Source organism: Aeromonas sp. QDB14 (genome assembly GCF_027707845.1).
Classification (GTDB): domain Bacteria; phylum Pseudomonadota; class Gammaproteobacteria; order Enterobacterales; family Aeromonadaceae; genus Aeromonas; species Aeromonas caviae.
Window position 1 is genome coordinate 38,494 of sequence record NZ_JAPCJD010000025.1, and the last position, 22,420, is coordinate 60,913.

22 protein-coding genes are annotated in these 22,420 nt (G+C 61.4%); 14 read left to right on the plus strand and 8 right to left on the minus strand.

Annotation, left to right across the window (positions count from 1 at the left end):
• The first annotated feature begins 75 nt into the window (after positions 1-75).
• Both PG887_RS10500 and PG887_RS10505 read left to right on the plus strand, forming a co-directional pair.
• Complete coding sequence (locus PG887_RS10500) at positions 76-2,664, plus strand: sensor histidine kinase (RefSeq protein ID WP_270821647.1); 2,589 nt, start codon at positions 76-78, stop codon at positions 2,662-2,664.
• Between the two features lie 38 nt (positions 2,665-2,702).
• Entirely contained in the window at positions 2,703-3,386 is a 684-nt protein-coding gene (locus PG887_RS10505; RefSeq protein WP_010672297.1) for a response regulator, read from the plus strand.
• Between the two features lie 4 nt (positions 3,387-3,390).
• Here PG887_RS10505 and PG887_RS10510 read toward each other — a convergent pair whose 3' ends face one another.
• Positions 3,391-4,518, minus strand: a complete 1,128-nt coding sequence (locus tag PG887_RS10510) for a multidrug effflux MFS transporter (protein ID WP_103243946.1) — start codon at positions 4,516-4,518, stop codon at positions 3,391-3,393.
• A gap of 92 nt (positions 4,519-4,610) precedes the next feature.
• Here PG887_RS10510 and PG887_RS10515 point away from each other — a divergent pair, with 92 nt between their 5' ends.
• Positions 4,611-5,435, plus strand: coding sequence for an AraC family transcriptional regulator (locus tag PG887_RS10515; protein ID WP_103243947.1), 825 nt, complete (start codon positions 4,611-4,613; stop codon positions 5,433-5,435).
• Here the strand turns inward: PG887_RS10515 and PG887_RS10520 are convergent.
• The gene (locus PG887_RS10520) at positions 5,365-5,598 is read right to left on the minus strand and encodes a hypothetical protein (protein ID WP_041214189.1); all 234 of its coding nucleotides are present in this window, start codon (positions 5,596-5,598) and stop codon (positions 5,365-5,367) included. The genes PG887_RS10515 and PG887_RS10520 overlap by 71 nt on opposite strands.
• 283 nt (positions 5,599-5,881) lie before the next feature.
• On the opposite strand from PG887_RS10520, the gene PG887_RS10525 reads away from it, so the two are divergent.
• A complete protein-coding gene (locus tag PG887_RS10525; RefSeq protein ID WP_042864675.1) occupies positions 5,882-7,132 on the plus strand; it encodes a valine--pyruvate transaminase in 1,251 nt (416 codons plus the stop codon).
• Between the two features lie 72 nt (positions 7,133-7,204).
• Here PG887_RS10525 and PG887_RS10530 read toward each other — a convergent pair whose 3' ends face one another.
• Positions 7,205-7,645, minus strand: coding sequence for an Hsp20 family protein (locus tag PG887_RS10530; RefSeq protein WP_270821650.1), 441 nt, complete (start codon positions 7,643-7,645; stop codon positions 7,205-7,207).
• 92 nt (positions 7,646-7,737) lie between these two features.
• Positions 7,738-8,151, minus strand: a complete 414-nt coding sequence (locus PG887_RS10535) for an Hsp20 family protein (protein WP_010672291.1) — start codon at positions 8,149-8,151, stop codon at positions 7,738-7,740.
• A 234-nt stretch (positions 8,152-8,385) separates the two neighbouring features.
• Between PG887_RS10535 and PG887_RS10540 the strand changes: the two genes are divergently transcribed.
• Together PG887_RS10540 and PG887_RS10545 are read left to right on the plus strand one after the other, a co-directional pair.
• Positions 8,386-9,090: a helix-turn-helix transcriptional regulator gene (locus tag PG887_RS10540; RefSeq protein WP_041212071.1), complete on the plus strand. Its 705-nt coding sequence runs from the start codon at positions 8,386-8,388 to the stop codon at positions 9,088-9,090.
• A 66-nt stretch (positions 9,091-9,156) separates the two neighbouring features.
• Positions 9,157-9,534: a VOC family protein gene (locus tag PG887_RS10545; RefSeq protein WP_041212070.1), complete on the plus strand. Its 378-nt coding sequence runs from the start codon at positions 9,157-9,159 to the stop codon at positions 9,532-9,534.
• A gap of 113 nt (positions 9,535-9,647) precedes the next feature.
• Here PG887_RS10545 and gyrB read toward each other — a convergent pair whose 3' ends face one another.
• The 4 genes from gyrB to dnaA all read right to left on the minus strand — a co-directional run bounded on the left by gyrB (position 9,648) and on the right by dnaA (position 15,719).
• A complete protein-coding gene (gene gyrB / locus PG887_RS10550; protein ID WP_041212069.1) occupies positions 9,648-12,059 on the minus strand; it encodes a DNA topoisomerase (ATP-hydrolyzing) subunit B in 2,412 nt (803 codons plus the stop codon).
• Positions 12,056-13,159, minus strand: a complete 1,104-nt coding sequence (recF, locus tag PG887_RS10555) for a DNA replication/repair protein RecF (protein WP_010672287.1) — start codon at positions 13,157-13,159, stop codon at positions 12,056-12,058. The genes gyrB and recF overlap by 4 nt, the downstream gene beginning before the upstream one ends.
• 2 nt (positions 13,160-13,161) lie before the next feature.
• Complete coding sequence (gene dnaN / locus PG887_RS10560; protein WP_039040646.1) at positions 13,162-14,265, minus strand: DNA polymerase III subunit beta; 1,104 nt, start codon at positions 14,263-14,265, stop codon at positions 13,162-13,164.
• Between the two features lie 83 nt (positions 14,266-14,348).
• Positions 14,349-15,719, minus strand: a complete 1,371-nt coding sequence (dnaA, locus tag PG887_RS10565; protein WP_010672285.1) for a chromosomal replication initiator protein DnaA — start codon at positions 15,717-15,719, stop codon at positions 14,349-14,351.
• A 311-nt stretch (positions 15,720-16,030) separates the two neighbouring features.
• Between dnaA and PG887_RS10570 the strand changes: the two genes are divergently transcribed.
• The 8 genes from PG887_RS10570 (at position 16,031) to mnmE (ending at position 22,306) form a co-directional block, all read left to right on the plus strand.
• A complete protein-coding gene (locus tag PG887_RS10570; protein ID WP_010672284.1) occupies positions 16,031-16,789 on the plus strand; it encodes an amino acid ABC transporter substrate-binding protein in 759 nt (252 codons plus the stop codon).
• Positions 16,790-17,458, plus strand: a complete 669-nt coding sequence (locus PG887_RS10575; RefSeq protein ID WP_010672283.1) for an amino acid ABC transporter permease — start codon at positions 16,790-16,792, stop codon at positions 17,456-17,458.
• 12 nt (positions 17,459-17,470) lie between these two features.
• The gene (locus tag PG887_RS10580) at positions 17,471-18,205 is read left to right on the plus strand and encodes an amino acid ABC transporter ATP-binding protein (protein WP_010672282.1); all 735 of its coding nucleotides are present in this window, start codon (positions 17,471-17,473) and stop codon (positions 18,203-18,205) included.
• Positions 18,206-18,474: 269 nt separating this feature from the next.
• On the plus strand, positions 18,475-18,609 hold the full coding sequence (gene rpmH, locus PG887_RS10585) for a 50S ribosomal protein L34 (RefSeq protein ID WP_005307156.1): 135 nt from the start codon (positions 18,475-18,477) through the stop codon (positions 18,607-18,609).
• Positions 18,609-18,968, plus strand: coding sequence for a ribonuclease P protein component (gene rnpA / locus PG887_RS10590; protein ID WP_010672281.1), 360 nt, complete (start codon positions 18,609-18,611; stop codon positions 18,966-18,968). Before rpmH ends, rnpA begins: the two co-directional genes overlap by 1 nt.
• Positions 18,935-19,183 (plus strand): membrane protein insertion efficiency factor YidD, encoded by a 249-nt coding sequence (gene yidD / locus PG887_RS10595; protein ID WP_010672280.1) that lies wholly within the window; start codon positions 18,935-18,937, stop codon positions 19,181-19,183. Before rnpA ends, yidD begins: the two co-directional genes overlap by 34 nt.
• Before the next feature lie 5 nt (positions 19,184-19,188).
• Complete coding sequence (gene yidC / locus PG887_RS10600; RefSeq protein WP_010672279.1) at positions 19,189-20,835, plus strand: membrane protein insertase YidC; 1,647 nt, start codon at positions 19,189-19,191, stop codon at positions 20,833-20,835.
• A 109-nt stretch (positions 20,836-20,944) separates the two neighbouring features.
• Positions 20,945-22,306 carry a tRNA uridine-5-carboxymethylaminomethyl(34) synthesis GTPase MnmE gene (mnmE, locus tag PG887_RS10605; RefSeq protein WP_010672278.1) on the plus strand — a complete coding sequence of 454 codons (1,362 nt, stop codon included), beginning with the start codon at positions 20,945-20,947 and terminating at the stop codon, positions 22,304-22,306.
• The last annotated feature ends 114 nt before the right edge of the window (positions 22,307-22,420 follow it).

The window sequence follows — 22,420 nt, forward strand, 5'->3', positions numbered from 1 at the left end:
CCCTTTCGACAACGGGGACAAGCATGAGCAATGAGGTCACGGCCGCAGTTCGGCCGATGCAACGGGAGCACGGGGATGCGTGATGAGGTGAGGGCAGACGCCCTGCTGGCGAGCCTGGAGCAGGAGCATAGGGGCAAGCTGAAGGTGTTTCTCGGCGCGGCCCCCGGCGTCGGCAAGACCTACGCCATGCTGCAGGCGGTGCGGGAGCAGGCCAGGGAGGGGGTCGACATCCTGATCGGGGTGGTGGAGACCCACGGCCGCCAGGAGACCCTGGCCCTGCTCGACAAGCTCGCCATCCAGCCGCGCAAGCTGCACCTGCACCGCCAGCAGCGACTGGAGGAGATGGATCTGGACGGTCTGCTGGCGCGAAAACCCGCCATCGCCGTGGTGGACGAGCTGGCCCACAGCAACGCCCCCGGCAGCCGCCACGAGAAGCGCTGGCAGGATGTAGAGGAGCTGCTGGGCGCCGGCATCGATGTCTACACCACCCTCAACGTGCAGCACCTGGAGAGCCTCAACGATCTGGTGTGGCAGCTGACCGGGGTCAGGGTCAAGGAGACCCTGCCGGATCAAGTGCTGCTGGAGGCCGACAGCCTGGTACTGATCGACCTCCCCCCCAAGGAGCTGCTCGGCCGCCTCAAGGAGGGCAAGGTCTATGTGCCACACCAGGCCAAGGCCGCCCTGCAATCCTTTTTCTCTCTGAACAACCTGACCGCTCTGCGCGAGCTGGCGATGCAGACCGCCGCCAGCCACGTGGAGGGAGACCTGCAGTTGCAGTGGCAGGCGGCTGGCAAGACCACACTGCCGCTGCGGGGCAAGCTGATGGTCTGCATCGGGGATGAGCACGGTGCCGCCCTGGTGCGTTACGGCCACCGCTTCGCCCAGCGCAGGCAACTGCCCTGGCTGGTGGTGCACATCGACAGCAGGGGGCAGCGCTCCCCTGAGCTGGAGCAGGCGCTGGCCCTCGCCTCCCAGCTGGGGGCCAGAGTGCTGACCCTCTCCAGCCCGGCCGTGGCCGATGCCCTGCTGGAGACCGCTGAACAGCAGCAGGTCTCCCAATTGCTGCTCGGCAAATCCCGCAATCCGCCCTGGCGCCGATCCCTGGTACAGCACCTGCTCAAACAGGCGCAGGGATTCGAGATCACGCTGGTGGATACCGAGAAGCGCAAGCCCGGCCTGACCCTGCCAACGGCAGGCCCGGGTGAGCTTCGCCAGAGCCTGCTCGCGGTGGCCATCATGGGGGGGACCTCGGCCGCGGTCTGGGCCCTCTCCCACTGGCTGCCCCCCGCCTCCCTGCCCATGCTGTTCGTGCTGGGGGTACTGGCCACCGCGCTCACCACCAGCCTGGTCCCCGCCATCCTGGCTGCGGTGCTGGGCTTCGTCGGCCACAATCTGCTGTTCACCTTCCCCTACTTCTCCCTGAGCGTGGCCAGCCACAGCGACCTGCTCACCCTGTTCGTGCTGCTCATCGTCGGCATCGCGGCCGGGCGCCTCGCCTCCCGCCAGCGTCAGCAACTGGTCAGTCTGCGCGAGACCCAGCAGCTGGGTAGCGCCCTGCTCTCCCTGAGCCAGGGACTGGCCACCGCCAGCAGCCCGGTGGACGTGCTGAGACAGGGAACCCAGGCCATCGCCCTCGCCCTTGGGCAGCCCGTGTTCGCACTCGATGGGGATTACCAGTACCGGGCCGGTGATACCCAGACCGGGCCGGGCCAGACCGACAAGGCCGCCATTGACTGGTGTCTGGCCCAGAAGCAGAGCGCCGGTGCCCATACCGCCACCCTCAACGCCGCCGAGGCTCAGTATCATCACCTCGGCGATGACCTGGTGCTGGGCATCCGGCTGGCCAGCCCGCTCACCTCCGCCGCCGAGCACCAGCTGCAGGCCCTGCTCACCGATATCCGCGCCGCCCTGGCGCGGATCGATCTCAACGAGCGGCTGGCCGACAGCCAGTTGCAGGCGGAGACCGACCGGATGCGCGCCGCCCTGCTCTCCTCGGTCTCCCACGACCTGAAGACGCCGCTGGCCACCATCATGGGGGCCGGCAGCACCCTGCTGGAATACGGGGACCGGATAAGTGCGGAGGACCGCATCGAACTGCTGCACTCGGTGCAGGACGAAGCGCGCCGCCTGCACGGCTATGTCCAGAACCTGCTGGACATGACTCGCATCGGCTCACCGGACTTCCAGTTGAAACGGGACTGGGTTGACCTGGCTGACCTGGTGGAGAGCGCCCGCCGCAGACTCGACTCCTCCTGGCGCCAGCACAAGCTGCTGGTGCACTTCGATCAGCAGATCCCCCGGCTCTATGTGCACGGTGCCCTGATCGAGCAGGTGCTGGTCAACATCCTCGACAACGCCTCCCGCTACTCGCCGGCCGGCACCCCCATCGAGTTCAAGGTGATGCTGGCGGACCCCGACCTCATCATCGACATCATCGATATCGGGGTCGGCATCGCCGAGTCGGATCGGGACAAGATCTTCAATCTGTTCTACACCCAGCCGGTCGGCGACTGCGGCAGCCGCGGCACCGGGCTTGGCCTCGCCATTTCCCGCGCTATGATAGAGGTCCACGGCGGCCGCATCTGGGCATTCGCCGGCCCCAACGGCAACGGCACCTGCATGCGCATCTCCCTGCCGCTGGCCCTCAACGCACCGGCGGCCTGATGGTCGCCGCCCTTTTCAATCAGCAAACGGGAGGCTGAATGGCTCACATACTGGTCATCGACGACGAGGCGGCCATCCGCCGTTTTTTGCGGATCAGCCTGATCGCCGAAGGACATCAGGTGAGTGAGGCGGTCGGTGTCACCGAGGGGATGGCGCAGTATCGCCACCTCAACCCCGACCTGGTGATCCTGGATCTGGGCCTGCCGGACGGTGATGGCATCCAAATCCTGCACGCCATCCGCGAGCATCACGCCAATCCCGTGCTGGTGCTCTCGGCGCGGGACTCCGAGCAGGAGAAGGTGCGGCTGCTGGATGCGGGGGCCAACGACTACATGAGCAAGCCGTTCGGCGTCGGGGAGATGATGGCCCGTATCCGGGTGCTGCTGCGCCAGCGGGTCGGTGCCACCAGCGGCGAGTGTCGACACTTCCCCCACTGTGGCCTGACCCTGGACAGCAGCAGCCACAAAGTCACCCTGCAGGGCGAGGAGATCCCCCTCTCCCGCAAGGAGTTCGCCCTGTTGCAGGCGCTGGTGTGCCACCCCGGCAAGCTGGTGCAACAGACCCAGCTGCTCATCGACATCTGGGGGCCAAGCCACAAGGAAGATACCCACTACCTGCGCATCGTCATCGCCAGTCTGCGCAAGAAGCTGGGAGATAACCCCCAGCAACCCACGCTGATCGAGACCGAATCCGGCATCGGCTACCGCTTTATCGGCAGCTGATGTTTCACGTGGAACGACGCCAACCGCAGCACAAGGCCAGCAGACCGCAACCACCGAGCAGCAGACCGAGATCCTGCAAGCTGGCTGCAACCGCCAGCCCCAGGCTGAGCAACAGGTAGTAGCCAAGCCCGAACAGGGCACCGGCACTACCCGCCACCTCCCGATAGGCCAGCAGCGCCTGGCTCAGCACATTGGGGATCGCCAGTCCGAACGCCACCACCACCACCATCATGGGCAACAGGAACCAGAGCGATGCCTGACTGGCCCACACCAGCCAACTCGAACCCGACGCCAGCACGGCGGCGAGCCGTATTAACGAGGCAGGCGTCCAGCCACGGCCCAGCAGGCACTTGTTGAGCAGGCTGCCCACCAGGGTCGCCAGCGCCAGCACGATGCCGGAGTAACCAAACTCCCCCGCGCTCAGCCCCAGACCGGCAAACAGAAACGGCGCCAGGCTGTAGTAGCCGAACAGCATGGTGTTGAACAGCGCCACCAGGGCGGCGCTGCGCCACAAGCCGGTATCACGCACCATCCGGCAGGCCAGCGGCCAGAGTGCGACCCTTTGGGTGGTGGCCGGGCGGGTTTCCGGCAGTTGCCAGCAAGCCATCAGCAACAAGCCGATTGCCAGCGCCAGCAGGGCGCCGAATACACCGAGATAACCCAAGCCATCAGCCAGCAGGCCACCGCTCACCAGCCCCAGCACAGGACTCAGGGAGAGCGCGATGCCCATCACCGAAAAGACCCGCGCCAGATCGCTGCCCTGATAGCTGTCGCGCAGCATGGTCTGGGTCACCACGGAACCCACGGCGGCGCCGAAGGCCGCGATGACCCGGGCCAGCAGCAGGGTTTCAAATTGAGTGGCCAGCAACGCCAGCAGGGTGCCGGCGCCATAGGTCAGCAGCCCCGCCAGCATGGCGGGACGCCGCCCGATGAGATCGCACAACCTGCCCCAGCAGACCACGCCCGCCGCAAACGCCAGAAAATAGACCGACAGGGTCTGGGACGCCTGCCCCTCGCTCACCCGAAACTCAGTGGCGATATGGGTCAGCACCGGGCTGTAGATGGTCTCCACTATCTGGGGAAACATCATCAATCCGACCACCAGCCAGCGCGGTGGCAACCTGTTGTTCATGACACACCTCCTTCACAAGAGGTCGCCATTCTAGAGAGGGATAACATGTCCGATTACAATAAGGCGGACTATAAACAGCAAGAATAGGACACATGGCCTTTATTCTTCCCGATCACCCCTTTGATCCGGACCAGCACGACGGTAGCGCCATCGGTATTGCCGCCGCCCTCGGCTGGCACGACTCCGGCCGCCATCAGCACCAGCGCCACCAGCTGCTGTTCGCCCAGGCAGGCTGCATGACCATAGAGCTGGACGATCAGGTCTGCCTGCTGCCGCCGACGCGAGCGGCCTGGTTGCCAGCAGGTCTGCCCCACCGGGTGTTGATGCGCGGGGTAGTGGCCTATCGCTCCCTCTACTTCCAGCCGGAGCCCGCGTTGCCAAACGAGATGGCGGTGCTGGCCGTCAACCCGCTGCTGCGGGAGATCATCGAGCGGATGGCGCTCTGGCCCTGGGACAAGCCGGAAGCAGAGCAAACCTGCACACTGGCATTATTGAAAGAAGAGCTGGCGCAAGCGCCGCGGGAATCCTGGCAGTTGCCGCTGCCGTCAGACGGGCGTCTGATCGGCTGGCTGCAGGAGATAAAGCGGGGTGACACCCTGCCCGATCGGCTCAACCGGCTGGCCGAGCGGGTGGGTGCCAGTGACAAGACCATAGGCCGCATCTTCATGCGAGAGACCGGCATGAGCTACCAGGCCTGGCGCCAGCAGTGGCGACTGCTGCGGGCCATGGAACTGCTGGCCGAAGCCGAGCCCATCAGCCGGGTGGCCGCTGCCCTGGAGTTCGCCAGCGACAGCGCCTTCATCGCCTTCTTCAGGCAGCACACGGGGCAGACCCCCTTGCGCTACCTCAACTCTCGGGATGAGTCGCATCGGCAGAACTCGCCTCCACCACCAGGGTCTCCAGGGCCAGCGGCTTGAGGTTGTGGATGGCCTCTGCCACCACATCATGGGAGGCCTGCTGCTGCAAGGCCAGCATCTCCTGTTGCAGGGCGGCGCTGTCCAGCTCGGGTCTGGGGTTCTCGGCGGCCATGGCATTCAGGCTCAGGCTGCTGGCAATCAGGGTAGCGATCAGGATCTTCATCTGGCGTGCTCCGGTGTGGTTGAGATGACCAGATAGCTATTCCAATAGTTGTGCCAGATTTGTAACAGCATGATTTTATTGATATAAATAATTTTTTGATGCTGTCACACCCCTTCCTGAATCGAATGTTGGTTATTTTAAAACCTATAAATGGTTTTTTTTACCACCTCCATCATGGCAACCCTGTTCCACGTGAAACGCCCCGTTTTTTTGATCGACACCCGCTTTTGAAGTGAGCTATGGTGCTAGCTCCCCCCTTAACTGACTCTGGATTTGCCACCGAATGGAATTCTCCTTGTTCGGCGAGAAGTTCACTCGCCACGCCGGTATTACCCAACTCATGGACGACCTCAATCAAGGGCTGCTGAATCCCGACGCCATCATGCTGGGAGGCGGCAATCCGGCCCCCATCCCCGCCATGCTGGAACGCTTTCAGGCCGAGGCCAATACCCTGCTCGACAACGGCGAACTGATCAAGGCCATGGCCAACTACGATGGCCCCCAGGGCAAGGACAGGTTTACCAAGGCGCTGGCCGCCCTGCTCAGCAAGGAGCTGGGCTGGGAGATCTCCGCCCGCAACATCGCCCTGACCAACGGCAGCCAGAACGCCTTCTTCTATCTGTTCAACCTGCTGGCCGGCGAGTTCGCCGACGGTCGCAAGAAGAAGGTGCTGTTCCCCCTGGCCCCCGAATACATCGGCTATGCCGACTCGGCACTCTCGGACGATCATTTCGTCGCCTACAAGCCCACCATCGAGAAGCTGCCCGACGGCCAGTTCAAATACCACGTGGATTTCGAGAGCCTGCAGGTGGGCGACGACATCGGGGTGATCTGTGTCTCCCGGCCGACCAACCCCACCGGCAACGTGCTCACCGACGAGGAGATCGAGCACCTCGATCAGATCGCCCGTGACAAGGGGATCCCGCTGCTCATCGACAATGCCTACGGCGTGCCCTTCCCCGGCATCATCTTCAGCGACGCCAAGCCGTTCTGGAACGCCAACACCATCCTCTGCATGAGCCTCTCCAAGCTCGGCCTGCCGGGCACCCGTTGCGGCATCGTCATCGCCGACGAGAAGATCATCCGGGCCATCACCAACCTGAGCGGCATCATCAATCTGGCGCCGGGCAGCCTGGGTCCGGCCATCACCATTCCGATGATCGAGAGCGGTGACATCATCACCCTGAGCGAACAGGTGGTGAAACCCTTCTACCAGCAGAAAGCCACCTTCGCGGTCCAGCTGCTGCGCGAGGCCATTCCGGATCCGCGCTTCCACATCCACAAGCCGGAGGGTGCCCTCTTCCTCTGGCTCTGGTTCGAAGACCTGCCGATCCACTGCCAGGAGCTGTATGAGCGACTGAAGGCGAAGAACCTGCTGATCGTGCCCGGCCACTACTTCTTCCCCGGCATCGACGACCCCGAGTGGCGCCACAGCCAGGAGTGCATCCGCCTCAACTATGCCCAGAGCGAAGATCTGGTGCGTCGTGGCATCGCCATCCTGGCCGACGAGATCAACGCCCTCTACGCCGGTTGATTCCCCCTTCGGCATGAAAAAAGAGGCCTGCAGATGCAGGCCTCTTTTCTATCAGGTGGTCAGCGATGTTGTTTAACCGGGCAGTGCCAGCTGATCGGGTTTGCCGATGGGGATGGCGCGGGGCTTGAGCGCTTCCGGCAGCTCCCAGGCCAGCTCTATGGTCAGCAGACCGTGCTCCAGCCTGGCCCCCTGCACTTCCACGTTCTGGCTCAGCTTGAAAGCGAGCTCGAAGTCCCGCTCGGCGATCCCCTGATGGAGGAATTGGCGCTCGCCCATGGTGGCGACCTTGCGCCCCTTCACCTTGAGGGTGCCATTTTCGATCTCCAGCTCCAGCTCATTGCGATCGAAACCGGCCACGGCAACCGTGATGAGGTAGCTGTCGTGATCCCGCTTTTCGATGTTGTACGGGGGGTAGGCCGAGGTCTTCTGATCGAACAGGCCTTCCAGCTCGCGGGCCATCCGCTCGAAGCCGACGGCATTGGAATAGAGATGAGAAAAATCGAGGTTACGCATGATCCTATCCTTCTATAAAGCAACAGGGTTTACTCTCCGCGGGCCCGCCATCGGCACCCGGGAAACATCAGCAATGCAACGAGGTCAGGCTGTCAGCCGTTGATCTCGATCTTGCGGGGCTTCATCGCCTCGGGCACTTCGCGCACCAAGTCGATGTGCAGCAGACCGTTCTTCAGGTCGGCCCCCTTCACCCGCACATAGTCGGCCAACTGGAAGCGACGCTCGAAGCCGCGTTCGGCAATGCCTTGGTAGAGGTAGTTGCGCTCGGTATCGGCCTGCTTGCTGCCCTTCACCGTCAGCAGATTTTCCTGGAAGCTCAGCTCCAGCTCTTCCTGGGTAAAGCCCGCCACCGCCATGCTGATGCGGTAGTCGCTGTCACCCAGCTGCTCGATATTGTAGGGGGGATAGCCGGCATTGCCATTGCTGGCCGCAGATTCGATGAGAGTGGCCAGACGATCGAAGCCGATGGCAGAACGATAGAGCGGAGAAAAGTCGATAGAACGCATAGTATTACCCTCTTGTGAGCGATAACGGATTGTTTACCCTCCTGATGGACGGGCGCCTGGTCGAAACCTCTGTCGAGCGTTCCGGCCTTGTTATCTATATAGGGGCCTGCTTTCGGCTTTCAAGGGCTCTGCTCGAAAAATCTTCTCGCCGCCCGTGGCAGGCCTTTTCCACATTCAGCTTTCTCCCCCAGTCACAACATGGCACCCTGAGCGGAGATCTTGAGGAGCCATATCATGTCCCGTTCCGAACGCCTGCTGGCCCTGCTGCAACTGCTGCGCGGCCACCGCTACGCCATCACCGGCAGCGAGCTGGCCAGCCAGCTTGGCATCAGCCTGCGCACCCTCTATCGGGATATCGCTACCCTGCAGGCACAGGGCGCCCACATCGAGGGGGAAGCGGGCATCGGCTATGTGCTGCGCCCCGGCTTCATGTTGCCGCCGCTGATGTTCAGTGAAGAGGAGCTGGATGCGCTGGTGCTGGGCTCACGCTGGGTGGCGGCCCATGCCGATCATGCACTCAGCACCGCCGCCAGCAGCGCGCTGGCCAAGATAGAGGCCGTACTGCCCGCCGACTACCGCCAACAGCTGCATGCCAATGCCCTGCTGATCGGCACCTCTCGCGGTGACTGCCCTGTCGACGAGGCTCCGCTGCGCAGCGCCATCCGCCAGCAGCGCAAGGTGAGCCTGAGCTATCGGGATCTCAAGGAGGAGAGTTCGGAGCGCACCGTCTGGCCCTGTGCCCTCGGTTACTTCGATCAGGTGCGGGTACTGGTTGCCTGGTGCGAGCTGCGCCAGGCCTTTCGTCACTTTCGGGTAGACAGGATCAGCGCGATGCGGCTGGAAGCGGAACCTTATCCGGGCAGTCGGGAGCGGCTGCTCAAGGAGTGGCGCGACAGCCAGCAGATCCCGCAGCCCAGATTCATTGCTGACAGAAACTGACAGCAGGCAGCGCCATGCTGACGGAGTCGGCGCCGATGCGCCATCTCATCAGCAAGGAGCATCACCATGTTAATCCCCCAGTTCACCATCCTCTACGTTGCCAACCCGGCTCACAGCACGCTCTTCTATCGCGAGCTGTTCGGACGCCCACCGGTGGAGGAGTCCCCCACCTTTGCCATGTTCGTGTTCGAATCGGGCGCCAGACTGGCCCTCTGGTCCAGCGCCACGGTCGAGCCCGCCGTGACCCAAACGGCCGGGGCCATGGAGCTGGCCTTCGCCCTCCCCGATGATGCCGCGGTCGATAGACAGTCTGCCGAGTGGCAGGCGCGCGGGCTCACCCTGATCCAGGCACCGACCCGGATGGAGTTTGGCTACACCTGCATGGCCCTCGATCCGGATGGCCATCGTCTGCGCCTCTACTGCCCGGCCCCCGAACTGGGCTGAGCCGGCACCATCAAGACGGAGTCATGTTTCACGTGGAACGCGCCCTTTTCCTTGCCCCAGAAAACAAAAAGCCGCTCACGAGGAGCGGCTTTTGATGGTTGTCGGACCGTCTATTAGACGTCGAGGTTGGCAACCCGCAGGGCGTTGGTCTCGATAAAGTCGCGACGGGGCTCAACGGCATCCCCCATCAGGGTGGAGAAGAGCTGGTCGGCGCCGACCGCGTCGTCGATGGTGACGCGCAGCATGCGACGGGCTTCCGGATCCATGGTGGTTTCCCACAGCTGCTCCGGGTTCATCTCCCCCAGCCCTTTATAGCGCTGGATGTAGATGCCACGCTTGCCTTCGCCCATCAGCCACTCGACCGCTTCCACGAAGCTGGCGACCGGTTTCACCTTCTCGCCACGCTTGATGTAACCGCCTTCCTCGATCAGGTTGGCGATCTCCTTGCCCAGGGAGACCAGCTGACGGTACTCGGAGGATTGCAGGAAGTCGTAGCTGAGCGGGTATTCACGGTCGACCCCGTGCTGGCGTACCACGGCGTGGGGCACGAACAGGCTGCGCTCCTCGTCGCGGCGTACCTGCATCTGGTACTGGATGCCGTGGTTGCTCTCGTTGAGCACGGCTTCCATGCTCTGGCACCAGGCCTGCAGATCGCTCTCGCTGGCCAGCAGGGTTTCGTTCAACTCAGGCTGATAGATCAGCTGGGTCAGCACGGCTTCCGGGGCGCGACGGGACATGCGGGTGATGAGGTGAGTCACGGCGCGATGCTGGTTGACCAGACGCTCCAGCGCCTCGCCACCGATGGCCGGGGCAGATTCGTTGACATGCAGGGTCGCACCGTCCAGCGCCATGGCGGTCTGGTACTGCAACAATGCGTCTTCGTCTTTCAGGTACTGCTCCTGCTTGCCCTTCTTCACCTTGTAGAGCGGCGGCTGGGCGATGAAGACATAGCCACGCTCGATGATTTCCGGCATCTGACGATAGAAGAAGGTCAGCAGCAGGGTACGGATGTGCGCACCATCGACGTCCGCATCCGTCATGATGATGATGTTGTGATAGCGCAGCTTGTCCGGGTTGTACTCGTCGCGACCGATGCCACAGCCCAGGGCGGTGATCAGGGTGCCCACCTCCTGGGAGGAGATCATCTTGTCGAAACGGGCCTTCTCCACGTTCAGGATTTTACCCTTGAGGGGCAGGATGGCCTGGTTCTTCCGGTTGCGACCCTGCTTGGCGGAACCGCCAGCAGAGTCCCCTTCCACGATGTAGAGTTCGGAGAGCGCCGGGTCTTTCTCCTGACAGTCCGCCAGCTTGCCGGGCAGACCGGCGATATCCAGCGCGCCCTTGCGGCGGGTCAGTTCGCGGGCCTTGCGGGCCGCTTCACGGGCACGGGCCGCATCGATGATCTTGTTGACCACGATCTTGGCGTCGCCCGGGTTTTCCAGCAGGAAGTCGGCCAGCTTCTCACCCATGGCCTGTTCCACGGCGGTCTTCACTTCGGAAGAGACCAGCTTGTCCTTGGTCTGGGAGGAGAACTTAGGGTCAGGCACCTTGACGGAGATAACGGCAATCAGACCTTCACGGACGTCGTCACCACTGGCGGCGGACTTGGCCTTCTTGCTGTAGTCCTCCTTGTCCATGTAGTTGTTCAGCGTCCGGGTCAGCGCGGTACGGAAGCCCACCAGGTGGGTACCACCATCCCGCTGCGGAATGTTGTTGGTGAAGCAGTAGACCCCTTCCTGATAGGCGTCGTTCCACTGCATGGCGACTTCGACACCGATTCCGTCCTGCTCTGTGGTGAAGTGGAACACCTTGGGGTGGATCGGGGTCTTGTTCTGGTTCAGGTACTCGACGAAGGCCTTGATGCCCCCTTCGTAGCAGAAGTGCGCCTCGCGCCCATCACGCTCGTCCATCAGACGGATGGAGACGCCGGAGTTGAGGAAGGAGAGCTCGCGCAGACGCTTGGCCAGGATCTCGTAGTGGAACAGGGTGTCACTGAAGATGGTCGGGCTCGGCCAGAAGCGAACTTCGGTCCCGGTGCCGGTGCTGTCACCAATCTGCTTGAGGGGTGCCTGCGGCTCGCCCAGGTGATAGGTCTGCTCGTAGACATGACCGTTGCGGCGGATGGTCAGCAGCAGCTTGTCGGAAAGCGCGTTCACCACGGAAACGCCCACACCGTGCAGACCGCCGGACACCTTGTAGGAGTTGTCATCGAATTTGCCGCCGGCGTGCAGCACGGTCATGATGACTTCGGCGGCCGAACGACCCTCTTCCGGGTGGATGTCCACCGGAATGCCGCGACCGTTGTCGCGCACGGAGACGGAGCCGTCGGAATGGATCTTGACCTGGATATCGGAGCAGTAGCCAGCCAGAGCCTCGTCGATGGAGTTGTCGACGACCTCGAACACCATGTGGTGCAGGCCCGATCCATCGTCCGTATCGCCGATATACATCCCCGGGCGCTTGCGGACCGCATCCAGGCCCTTGAGCACCTTGATATTCGAGGAGTCGTAAGTATTTTCACTCATAGCTTACTCTCTGCCTTCTCTAACGTTTCGGAGATCTTGCCTTGTTCCACGTGGAACAGCTTGCAGTCACTCGCATCCATCATGTCTGCGAGCTGACCGGTATCGATGGCGGTGATGAACACCTGGGACGCGCACTGCTTCAGCCTTGCGGCCAGCAGACGACGTTTGTCGACATCCAGTTCAGAGGCAAAATCATCAATTAAAAAAATACAGCCGCGGCTGCTATGTTGATTCAAATAGAGCCCTTGGGCCAGCCGCATGGCACAGACCAGCAACTTCAGCTGACCCCTGGACAAAATATCCTGCGCGGGCACGCCGTTCGCCTTGAGCCGCACGTCCGCCTTCTGCGGACCAACCCCAGTGTACCCCAGCGAACGATCCCGTTCGAACCCCGCCTCCAGCAATGCATCGAGGGGAGTGTCTTTTTCCCAGCCTCGATAGAATCCAAGACTGATATCGAACTCCGGCAGAAAATCTGCCGTCATCTCCTTGATCAGGGGCGTAATGGCCTGACAATAACTGGCGCGAAACCCCGCCAGCTCGCCACCCAGTCGCACCAGCTCCTGATCCCAGAATGCCAGTTGACGATACTGGGTGCTCTGGCGCAGCAAGGCATTGCGCTGCTTCAACAGCCGACGCACCCGCCCCCAGAGGGAGAAGAAGGTCGGCTCCTGATGGAAAACACCCCAGTCCAGCCAGGCCCGGCGAGCCTGGGGCCCACCGGTCAGCAGGCTGAAACCATCGGGGTGGATCAACTGTACCGGCAACAGCTCCGCCAGATCGGCCAGGCGCTGGGCCTGGGCACCGGCGATCTTGAGCTGGGTTTCGCCCCCCTTGTCCTTGGCAAGCCCGATGGGCACCTGACGCCCCTCCAGCTCGCACTGGGCAAACAGGGTAAAGGCCCGCTCGCCCTGGCGGATGACCCGCCCGGTCAAATGGGTACGAAACGAGCGGCCGAGACCAAGGTAATGAATGGCTTCCAGCACGCTGGTCTTGCCGCTGCCGTTGCTCCCGACCAGGATATTGAGGCCGGGAGACAGCGCGAGACTGGCGTGCTGAATGTTGCGAAAGTCGCTGAGCTGGAGTTTGACCAGGGACACGACTAGATCCGCATCGGCATCACCACGTACTGGGCATCTTGGTTCTCAAAATCCTCAATAATGGCGCTGCTGATGGAATCGCTCAGGCTGATCCGGATTTGGTCACATTTTAACGTATTCAACACGTCCAGCACATAGGAGACGTTGAAGCCGATCTCCATCTCGCCAGCGGCGTATTGTACGTCAAGCAGCTCTTCGGCTTCTTCCTGTTCCGGGTTGTTGGCGGTGATGCGCAGCAGGTTTTCCTGCAGATTGAGACGCACCCCACGGAATTTCTCGTTGGAGAGGATGGCGGCACGAGCAAAGGCCTGGCGCAGATCCTCGCGACCGGCGATCAGGGCCTTATCACTCCCTCTCGGGATGACGCGGCGCCAGTCCGGGAAACGGCCATCCACCAGCTTGGAGGTGAAGATGAAGCCATCCAGGGCGGCGCGCAGGTTGCTACGGCCCACTTGCAGCCGTACCGGCTTGTCTTCTGCTTCCAGCAGGCGCACCAGCTCCAGCACCCCTTTGCGCGGCAGGATGACCTGATGATCGGGCAACGATTCCCCCACCACCTCGCGGCGGCAGGTGGCCAGCCGGTGACCGTCCGTCGCCACGGTACGCAGGCCGTGTCCTTCGCTCTCGAACAGCATGCCGTTCAGGTAGTAGCGCACGTCCTGGCTCGCCATGGAGAACTGGGTCGCGTCGATGAGTTTTTTCAGCTCCAGCTGGCTGATGTCGAACTCGAGCACGGATTCCCAATCCTCGATGTTCGGGTATTCGGTCGCCGGCAGGGTCGACAGGTTGAAGCGGGAGCGACCGGAACGGATGATGAGGCGCTCTCCCTCGGTGCTGAGGCGGATCTCCGCCCCCTCCGGCAGACCGCGACAGATGTCCAGCAGCTTGCGCGCCGGCACAGTGGTGCGGCCATCCTGGCTGTCGCTGTTGAGATAGACCTGTCCGATCATCTCCACCTCGAGATCGGTCCCGGTCAGCGACAGCAGGCCATTGCTGACATCGAGCAGGACGTTGCCGAGGATGGGCAGGGTCGGCCGGCCACCCAGGGCACCGGACACCAGTTGCAGGGGACGTAACAGGGCCTCACGGCTAATTTCGAGCTGCATCTGTGCTCTCCGTTGTTATTGGGAGGAAAGGATTCGGATCAGGCTGGAACATGCAATCTGCATCTGTGCACTCCGTTCCGTTATCAGGAAGAAAGGGTACGGATCAGGTTGGAATAGTCTTCCTTGATGTCGTGACTCTCTTCCTTCAGCTGCTCGATCTTGCGGCAGGCATGAAGAACCGTGGTGTGGTCACGGCCACCAAAGGCATCCCCTATCTCAGGCAAGCTGTGGTTGGTCAGCTCCTTGGCCAGCGCCATCGCCAGCTGGCGCGGGCGAGCAACGGAGCGGGAGCGACGCTTGGAGAGCAGATCCGCCAGCTTGATCTTGTAATACTCCGCCACCGTCTTCTGGATGTTGTCGATGGTGACCAGCTTCTCCTGCAAGGCCAGGAGATCGCGCAGCGCCTCGCGCACGAAGTCGATGTTGATGGCGCGGCCGGTGAAGTTGGCATTGGCGATCACCCGGTTGAGGGCGCCTTCCAGTTCACGGACGTTGGAGCGAAGTCGTTTGGCGATGAAGAAGGCCACTTCGTCCGGCAGATGGATCTGGTTCTCGTCCGCCTTGCGCATCAGGATGGCAACCCGGGTCTCCAGCTCGGGCGGCTCGATCGCCACCGTGAGTCCCCAGCCGAAGCGGGACTTGAGACGATCTTCCACCCCGTTGATCTCTTTCGGATAGCGGTCCGAGGTCAGAATGATCTGCTGGTTGCCTTCAAGCAGGGCATTGAAGGTGTGGAAGAACTCCTCCTGGGAGCGCTCCTTGTTGGCGAAGAACTGGATGTCATCGATGAGCAGGGCATCGACGCTACGGTAATAACGCTTGAACTCTTCAATGGCGTTATTCTGCAGCGCCTTCACCATGTCCTGCACGAACCGTTCGGAGTGCATGTAGATGACTTTGGCGTCTTTCTTGCGATCCTTGATGGCATTGCCAACGGCGTGCAACAGGTGGGTCTTGCCAAGGCCGGTGCCGCCATAGAGGAACAGCGGGTTGTAGGCACCACCCGGATTGTCGGCCACCTGACGGGCGGCCGCACGGGCCAGCTGGTTGGACTTACCCTCGACGAAATTCTCGAAGGTATAGTTCACGTTGGTGTTGCTCTTGTGGTTTGGCTCGGGCTTGTTTTCTGCCTTGTTTTCCCAGCTCTTGGGAGAGTTATTCACAGGATCGACACCACGGGCCGGCACCCTGGCGACCGCGACGGGATGAGGGCGATTGCCGATATCAAAACGCAGGGTGGGAGCGTCGGCTCCGCACAGCTCGTTGATGATGCCGTTGACCCGGAGCAGGTACTTGTCGCGTACCCAGTCCAGAACAAAGCGGTTCGGTGCATACAGGGTCAGAGTATTGTCACTCAACTCCGCTTGAAGCGGCCGGATCCACATGCTGAATTCTGCCGAGGGCAACTCATCTTGCAGCCGGTTAAGGCACTGCTGCCATAGCGAAGCAGTCACTCTAGACTCCCGTCAATTGATTAAGTAAAGACCGGCTATTCTACGTTTTTAGTGGCCGGATCTCCAGTTGCTGCCGCACGGATCCAGCAAATAAGATCCTTGACTTTCAAGGATCCAACGCCCCAGGATCCCATTTCATCCCCAAAGTTACCCACAGCCGGATATCGTCAATGTGGACAGAATGGCGCGCTGCGACCATAGTTATTTTATATAACCAAATATCATTTATTTTTTTATATTTTATTCCAATAACATCAGCACCAACCCGTGATTACAACTAAAAATACAGCACTACAGAGAGAGGAATCCCCATGAAAACCACCATCAAGCTGATTTCCGGCGCCGCCATTCTGCTGGCCAGCCTGTCCGGCCAGGCCATCGCCCAGGAAACCATCAAGGTCGGCATGTCCGGCAAATATTTCCCGTTCACCTTCGTCAAGCAGGACAAGCTGCAGGGCTTCGAGGTGGACATGTGGAACCAGATCGGTGAGCGCACCGGCTACAAGGTCGAGTTCGTGACCGCCAGCTTCTCCGGCCTGTTCGGCATGCTGGAAACCGGCCGCGTCGACACCATCTCCAACCAGATCACCATTACCGACGAGCGCAAGGCCAAGTACGCCTTCTCCCAGCCCTATGTCTATGACGGTGCCCAGATCGTGGTCCGCAAGGGCAACAACACCATCCACGGCATCAAAGACCTGGAAGGCAAGAAAGTCGCCGTCAACCTGGGCTCCAACTTCGAAGAGCTGCTGCGCAAGAACGACCCCAACAAGAAGATCGATATCCGTACCTATGACTCCGCCTTCGAGCAGGATGTCGCCCTGGGCCGCATCGACGCCTTCGTGATGGACCGCGTCTCCACCGCCCAGCTGATCAAGGAATCCAAGCTGCCGCTGCAACAGGCCGGTGCACCGTTCGAAACCATCGAGAACGCCCTGCCCTTCCTGAAGACCCCGGAAAAGCAGGCCGTGCTGAAGAAGGTTGACGATGCCCTCACCGCCATGCGCAAAGACGGCACCCTGACCAAAATCTCCGAAAAATGGTTCGCAGCGGACATCACCAGCAAATAAATGATGGAATTTGACCTCGAGTACACGCTAGGGCTGTTTCCCATCCTGCTCAAATACCTGGGCACCACGATGGAAATGGCCCTGTGGGGATTCGTATTGGCACTCGTACTGTCGCTGATCCTGGCGATAGTACGGGTGTTTCGCGTTCCCGCACTTCACTGGCTGGCGATGCTGTATATCTCGTTCTTCCGGGGTACACCGCTGCTCGTCCAGCTGTTCCTGCTCTATTACGGGCTGCCGCAGCTCTTCCCCATCTTCGTGGGGATGGATGCCTTTACCGCCGCCATCATCGGCCTGACCCTGCACTTTGCCGCCTACATGGCCGAGTCGATCCGGGCAGCCATTCTCGGCATCCACAAGAGCCAGATGGAAGCCGCCCTCAGCATCGGCATGAGCCGGCTGCAGGCGATGCAGCGGATCATCCTGCCCCAGGCGGCCCGCATCGCGACACCATCGCTGATGAACTACTTCATCGACATGATCAAGAGCACCTCCCTGGCGTTTACCCTGGGAGTGGCGGAGATCATGGGCAAGGCCCAGATGGAAGCGGCCTCCTCCTTCAAGTTCTTCGAGAGCTTCATGGCGGTGGCGCTGATCTACTGGGTGGTGGTCATCTTCTTCACCCGCTTGCAGCATCTGTTGGAAGTGCGGCTGAACCGTGCTTATTAAAGGAGGCCTGTCATGATCAACCTAACGGGTCTCTCCAAGGCCTATGACGGAAATCAGGTGCTCAACGGCATCGATCTTGAGGTAAAGAAGGGGGAGATTGTCGTCATCATCGGCCCCTCCGGTACCGGCAAGTCGACTCTGCTGCGCTGCCTCAACCTGCTGGAAACCCCGGATGCAGGGCGGCTCGTCATCGATGACCTCGCCGTGGATCTGGCCAAGGCCAGCGACCAGCAGGCCATCGAACTGCGCAAACGCGCCTCTTTCGTGTTCCAAAACTACGCCCTGTTCGCCAACAAAACGGCGCTGGACAACATCGCCGAGGGGCTGATCACCGTCTGGAAGCAGCCGAAGGCGGAGGCTCGTGCCACTGCCCTGGGCATCCTCAAGGACATCGGCCTCGCCGAGAAACAGGATGCCTACCCGGCCTCCCTCTCCGGCGGCCAGCAACAGCGCGTCGGCATCGGCCGGGCCATGGCGGCCCACTCCAAGGTGATCCTGTTTGACGAGCCCACCTCCGCCCTCGATCCCGAGTGGGTCGACGAGGTGCTGGGCCTGATGAAGCAGCTCGCCCGCCAGCACCAGACCATGGTGGTGGTGACCCACGAGATCGAGTTTGCCCGTGATGTCGCCGATCGGGTGATCTTCATGGAAGGAGGCCGGATCGTGGAGCAGGGGCCGCCGGATCAGATATTGGTCGATCCGCAGGATCCCCGTACCCGGGAGTTCCTGCGCAAAGTACTTAAATAGCTCTCTCTTTGGCGGCCTGGCCGCCTTTTTTCTTGAGGGATCCTTGTTTAACCCCGGGTTGCCAGTATAATTCGGGGCCCTTGATCCTCCGGATCCTGCCAGATTATCCCGCTCGGTCGACGAACGGGGCGAGATGGAAAGGAACGGCGGATTGACGAGAAGCTGAACTCTGTTTAGAATTCGGCCTCTTTTGCTAGTCGTCACACGCTATAGCTGGCGCGTCGGCTAAGTGTGACAATCAAAACTGTACAGAAATACGGAATCGAATCATGAAACGTACTTTTCAACCGTCCAACCTGAAGCGCAAGCGCTCTCACGGTTTCCGCGCTCGCATGGCTACTGCCAACGGCCGCAAAGTTCTGGCCGCTCGTCGTGCCAAGGGTCGTGCCCGCCTGGTAGTCTAATGCCTACCCAGCACACCTTCTCTCGGGAGTTACGTCTGTTAACTCCCGAACACTTCAAACGCGTTTTCGCCGAGCCTGTCCGGGCCGCTTCTCCGCAAATTACGCTTCTTGCTTGCCCCAACTCCCTCGAACACCCCCGTCTTGGCCTCGCCGTGCCCAAAAAGGCGCTCAAGCGTGCCGTCTGGCGCAACCGTGTAAAACGAGTGGTTCGGGAAAGTTTTCGCCTCAATCAAGCCAATCTGCCCGCTATCGACATCGTCGTGATCGCCAAGGGTGGCGTGAAGGAGATGGACAACGAAGCGCTGTTCAAGTTACTGGAAAAGCTATGGCGCACTCTGTCACGCCGTTGCAATGGGTAGCAATCAAACTGATACGCCTGTATCAGCTAATCATTAGTCCCCTGCTCGGGCCGCGCTGCCGTTTCACCCCGACTTGTTCCCAATTTGCGATAGAAGCAATCCGACTTCACGGTTTCATAAAAGGCGTTTGGTTAGCCAGCAAACGTCTATTAAAATGCCATCCCTTATCCGAGGGTGGTTATGACCCGGTTCCGCAACCAAAGCGAAGAAACTGAAGACTATGGAATCACAACGCAATTTACTCCTGATCGGTTTGCTGTTCGTGAGCTTCTTGCTCTGGCAACAGTGGGAGTCCGACAAGGCTCCGAAGCCGGCCCCGACTACCGTGGCCCAAACCGAACATTTCGTACCTGAAGCCGGTCAGACCGGTGATATTCCTCAGGTTTCCGAGCAAGCAAATGGTAACGCCGCGCGCAAGCTGATCACCGTCTCCTCCGACGTGCTCAAATTGACCCTGGATACCCAGGGCGGTGACATCGTCTCTGCCGAACTGCTGGCCCACAAGCTGGAAGAAGGCAAGGAACAGCCGTTCACCCTGCTGACCAGCCAGCCTGCCCACCTCTATGTGGCCCAGAGCGGTCTGGTCGGTCGCAATGGTCCGGACAGCCAGGCCCAGGGTCGTCCCACCTATGAAGCCGCCCAGACCAGCTATCAGCTGGCCGACGGTCAGGATCAAGTCGTTGTTCCGATGACCTGGACCGACAGCAAGGGTGTGGTCTTCACCAAGGAGTTCGTGCTCAAGCGCGGTGATTACGCCGTGGGCGTCGACTACAAGATCGACAACAAGTCTGCCGAGCCGGTCCAGGTACAGTTCTACGGTCAGCTGAAGCAGACCATGACCACGCCGAAGGATCAGGAAGGTCATGCCATGGTGGCCAGTGCCTACCGTGGTGGTGCCTTCTCCAGCGAAGACTCCCGCTACAAGAAGTACACCTTCGACGAGATGAAGGATGCCGACCTGAACAAGACCACCCAGGGTGGTTGGGTCGCGATGCTGCAGCACTACTTCGTCTCTGCCTGGGCCCCGAATGCCAACGACACCAACAGCTTCTACAGCCGCGTGATCCCGGGCAAGGACCAGGCCATCATCGGCTACAAGGCGCCGCTGGTTGACGTCGCTGCCGGCCAGCAGGCCGAAGTGAGCGGCAAGCTGTGGATCGGTCCCAAGCTGCAGGATCAGATGGCCAAGGTGGCAAACCACCTGGATCTGACTGTCGACTACGGCTGGCTCTGGTTCATCGCCCAACCGCTGCACTGGCTGCTGACCGTGTTCCACGGTTTCGTCCAGAACTGGGGTCTGGCCATTATCATGCTGACCCTGCTGGTGCGCGGCATCATGTTCCCGCTGACCAAGGCCCAGTACACCTCCATGGCCAAGATGCGCATGCTCCAGCCCAAGCTGGCTGCGCTCAAGGAACGCTTCGGTGACGATCGCCAGAAGATGTCCCAGGGCATGATGGAGCTGTACAAGAAGGAGAAGGTCAACCCGCTGGGCGGCTGCCTGCCCATCCTGGTACAGATGCCCATCTTCATCGCCCTCTACTGGGCACTGATGGAGTCTGTCGAGCTGCGCCACGCGCCGTTCGCCCTGTGGATCACCGACCTGTCGGTGAAGGACCCCTTCTTCGTGCTGCCAATCCTCATGGGTGCCTCCATGTGGTATCTGCAGAAGATGAGCCCGACCACCATCACGGACCCGATGCAGCAGAAGGTGATGCAGTTCATGCCGATCATCTTCACCTTCATGTTCCTCTGGTTCCCGGCAGGTCTGACTCTGTACTGGCTGGTGAGCAACGTCATCTCCATCATCCAGCAGACCATCATCTATCGTCAGCTGGAGAAGAAAGGCCTGCACTCACGCAACTGATGCGCAGCCCATCTTTCCTGATGACAAAAGAGGCGGCCTTCGGGCCGCCTTTTTTATTACAATGTCCCCCACCCTCTTACTCATTCAGCCAACCAGCGAGTCAAGCAAGATGACAACAGATACCATCGTGGCCCAGGCCACCGCCCCCGGCCGTGGCGGCGTCGGCATAGTCCGCGTCTCCGGCCCTGCCGCCGAGCGGGTCGCCGAGATAGTGCTCGGCAAGCTCCCCAGGGTGCGTTATGCCGAATATCTGCCGTTCAGGGACGAGCAGGGCCAGGCGCTGGATCAGGGCATCGCCCTGCTGTTCAAGGCCCCCAACAGCTTCACCGGCGAAGACGTACTGGAGCTGCAGGGCCATGGTGGCCCCGTCATTCTCGACATGCTGATCCGCCGCATCCTGCAGATCGACGGCATCCGCCCCGCCCGCCCGGGCGAGTTCAGCGAGCGCGCCTTCCTCAACGACAAGCTGGATCTGGCCCAGGCCGAGGCCATCGCCGATCTCATCGAAGCCTCCAGCGAGCAGGCCGCCCGCAGCGCCATGCACTCCCTCCAGGGGCAGTTCTCCGGCAAGGTTCAACAGCTGGTGGAGAGCCTCACTCGGCTGCGCATCTATGTGGAAGCGGCCATCGACTTCCCGGATGAAGAGATCGACTTTCTCTCCGACGGCAAGGTGGCGGGTGACCTCTACGCCATCATGTCCGAGCTGGACGACGTGCGCGGCGAGGCCAAGCAGGGTGCCCTGCTGCGAGAGGGGATGAAGGTGGTGATCGCCGGTCGTCCAAACGCTGGCAAATCGAGCCTGCTCAACGCCCTCGCAGGCCGCGAGTCCGCCATCGTCACCGAGATCGCCGGTACCACCCGCGACGTGCTGCGCGAGCACATCCATCTGGATGGCATGCCGCTGCACATCATCGACACCGCGGGCCTGCGCGATACCCAGGACAAGGTGGAACAGATCGGCATCGAGCGCGCCTGGGCCGAGATCGAACAGGCCGACCGGGTGCTGTTTATGGTGGACGGCACCACCACGGATGCCGTCGACCCCCACGACATCTGGCCGGAATTCGTTGATCGGTTGCCAAAAAACATCGGCCTCACCGTGGTGCGCAACAAGGCGGACCTGACCGGCGAGGATCTGGCACCGAGCCAGGAGCAGGGCCATGCCGTCTATCGCATCTCCGCCAAGACCGAGCTGGGGCTGCCCGCACTGCGCGAGCACCTCAAGGCCTGCATGGGCTTCCAGGGCAACACCGAAGGGGGCTTCATGGCTCGCCGCCGCCACCTGGACGCACTGGAGCGCGCCGCCGAACGGCTGCTGGTAGCCAGGGAGCAGCTTGAGGTCTATGTGGCTGGCGAACTGGTGGCCGAGGAGCTGCGCCTGGCCCAGGAGTCCCTGTCCGAGATCACCGGCGAGTTCAGCTCCGACGATCTGCTGGGCCGCATCTTCTCCAGCTTCTGCATCGGCAAGTAAGTCCGCAGAACAGGCAATGATAAGCCCGGGTTCATCCCGCAATGCTGATCAGTTAAGGATCCATTGACCGATCCTTCTGCTGTAGGACAATCCGGAACCAATCACTGGTTCCGG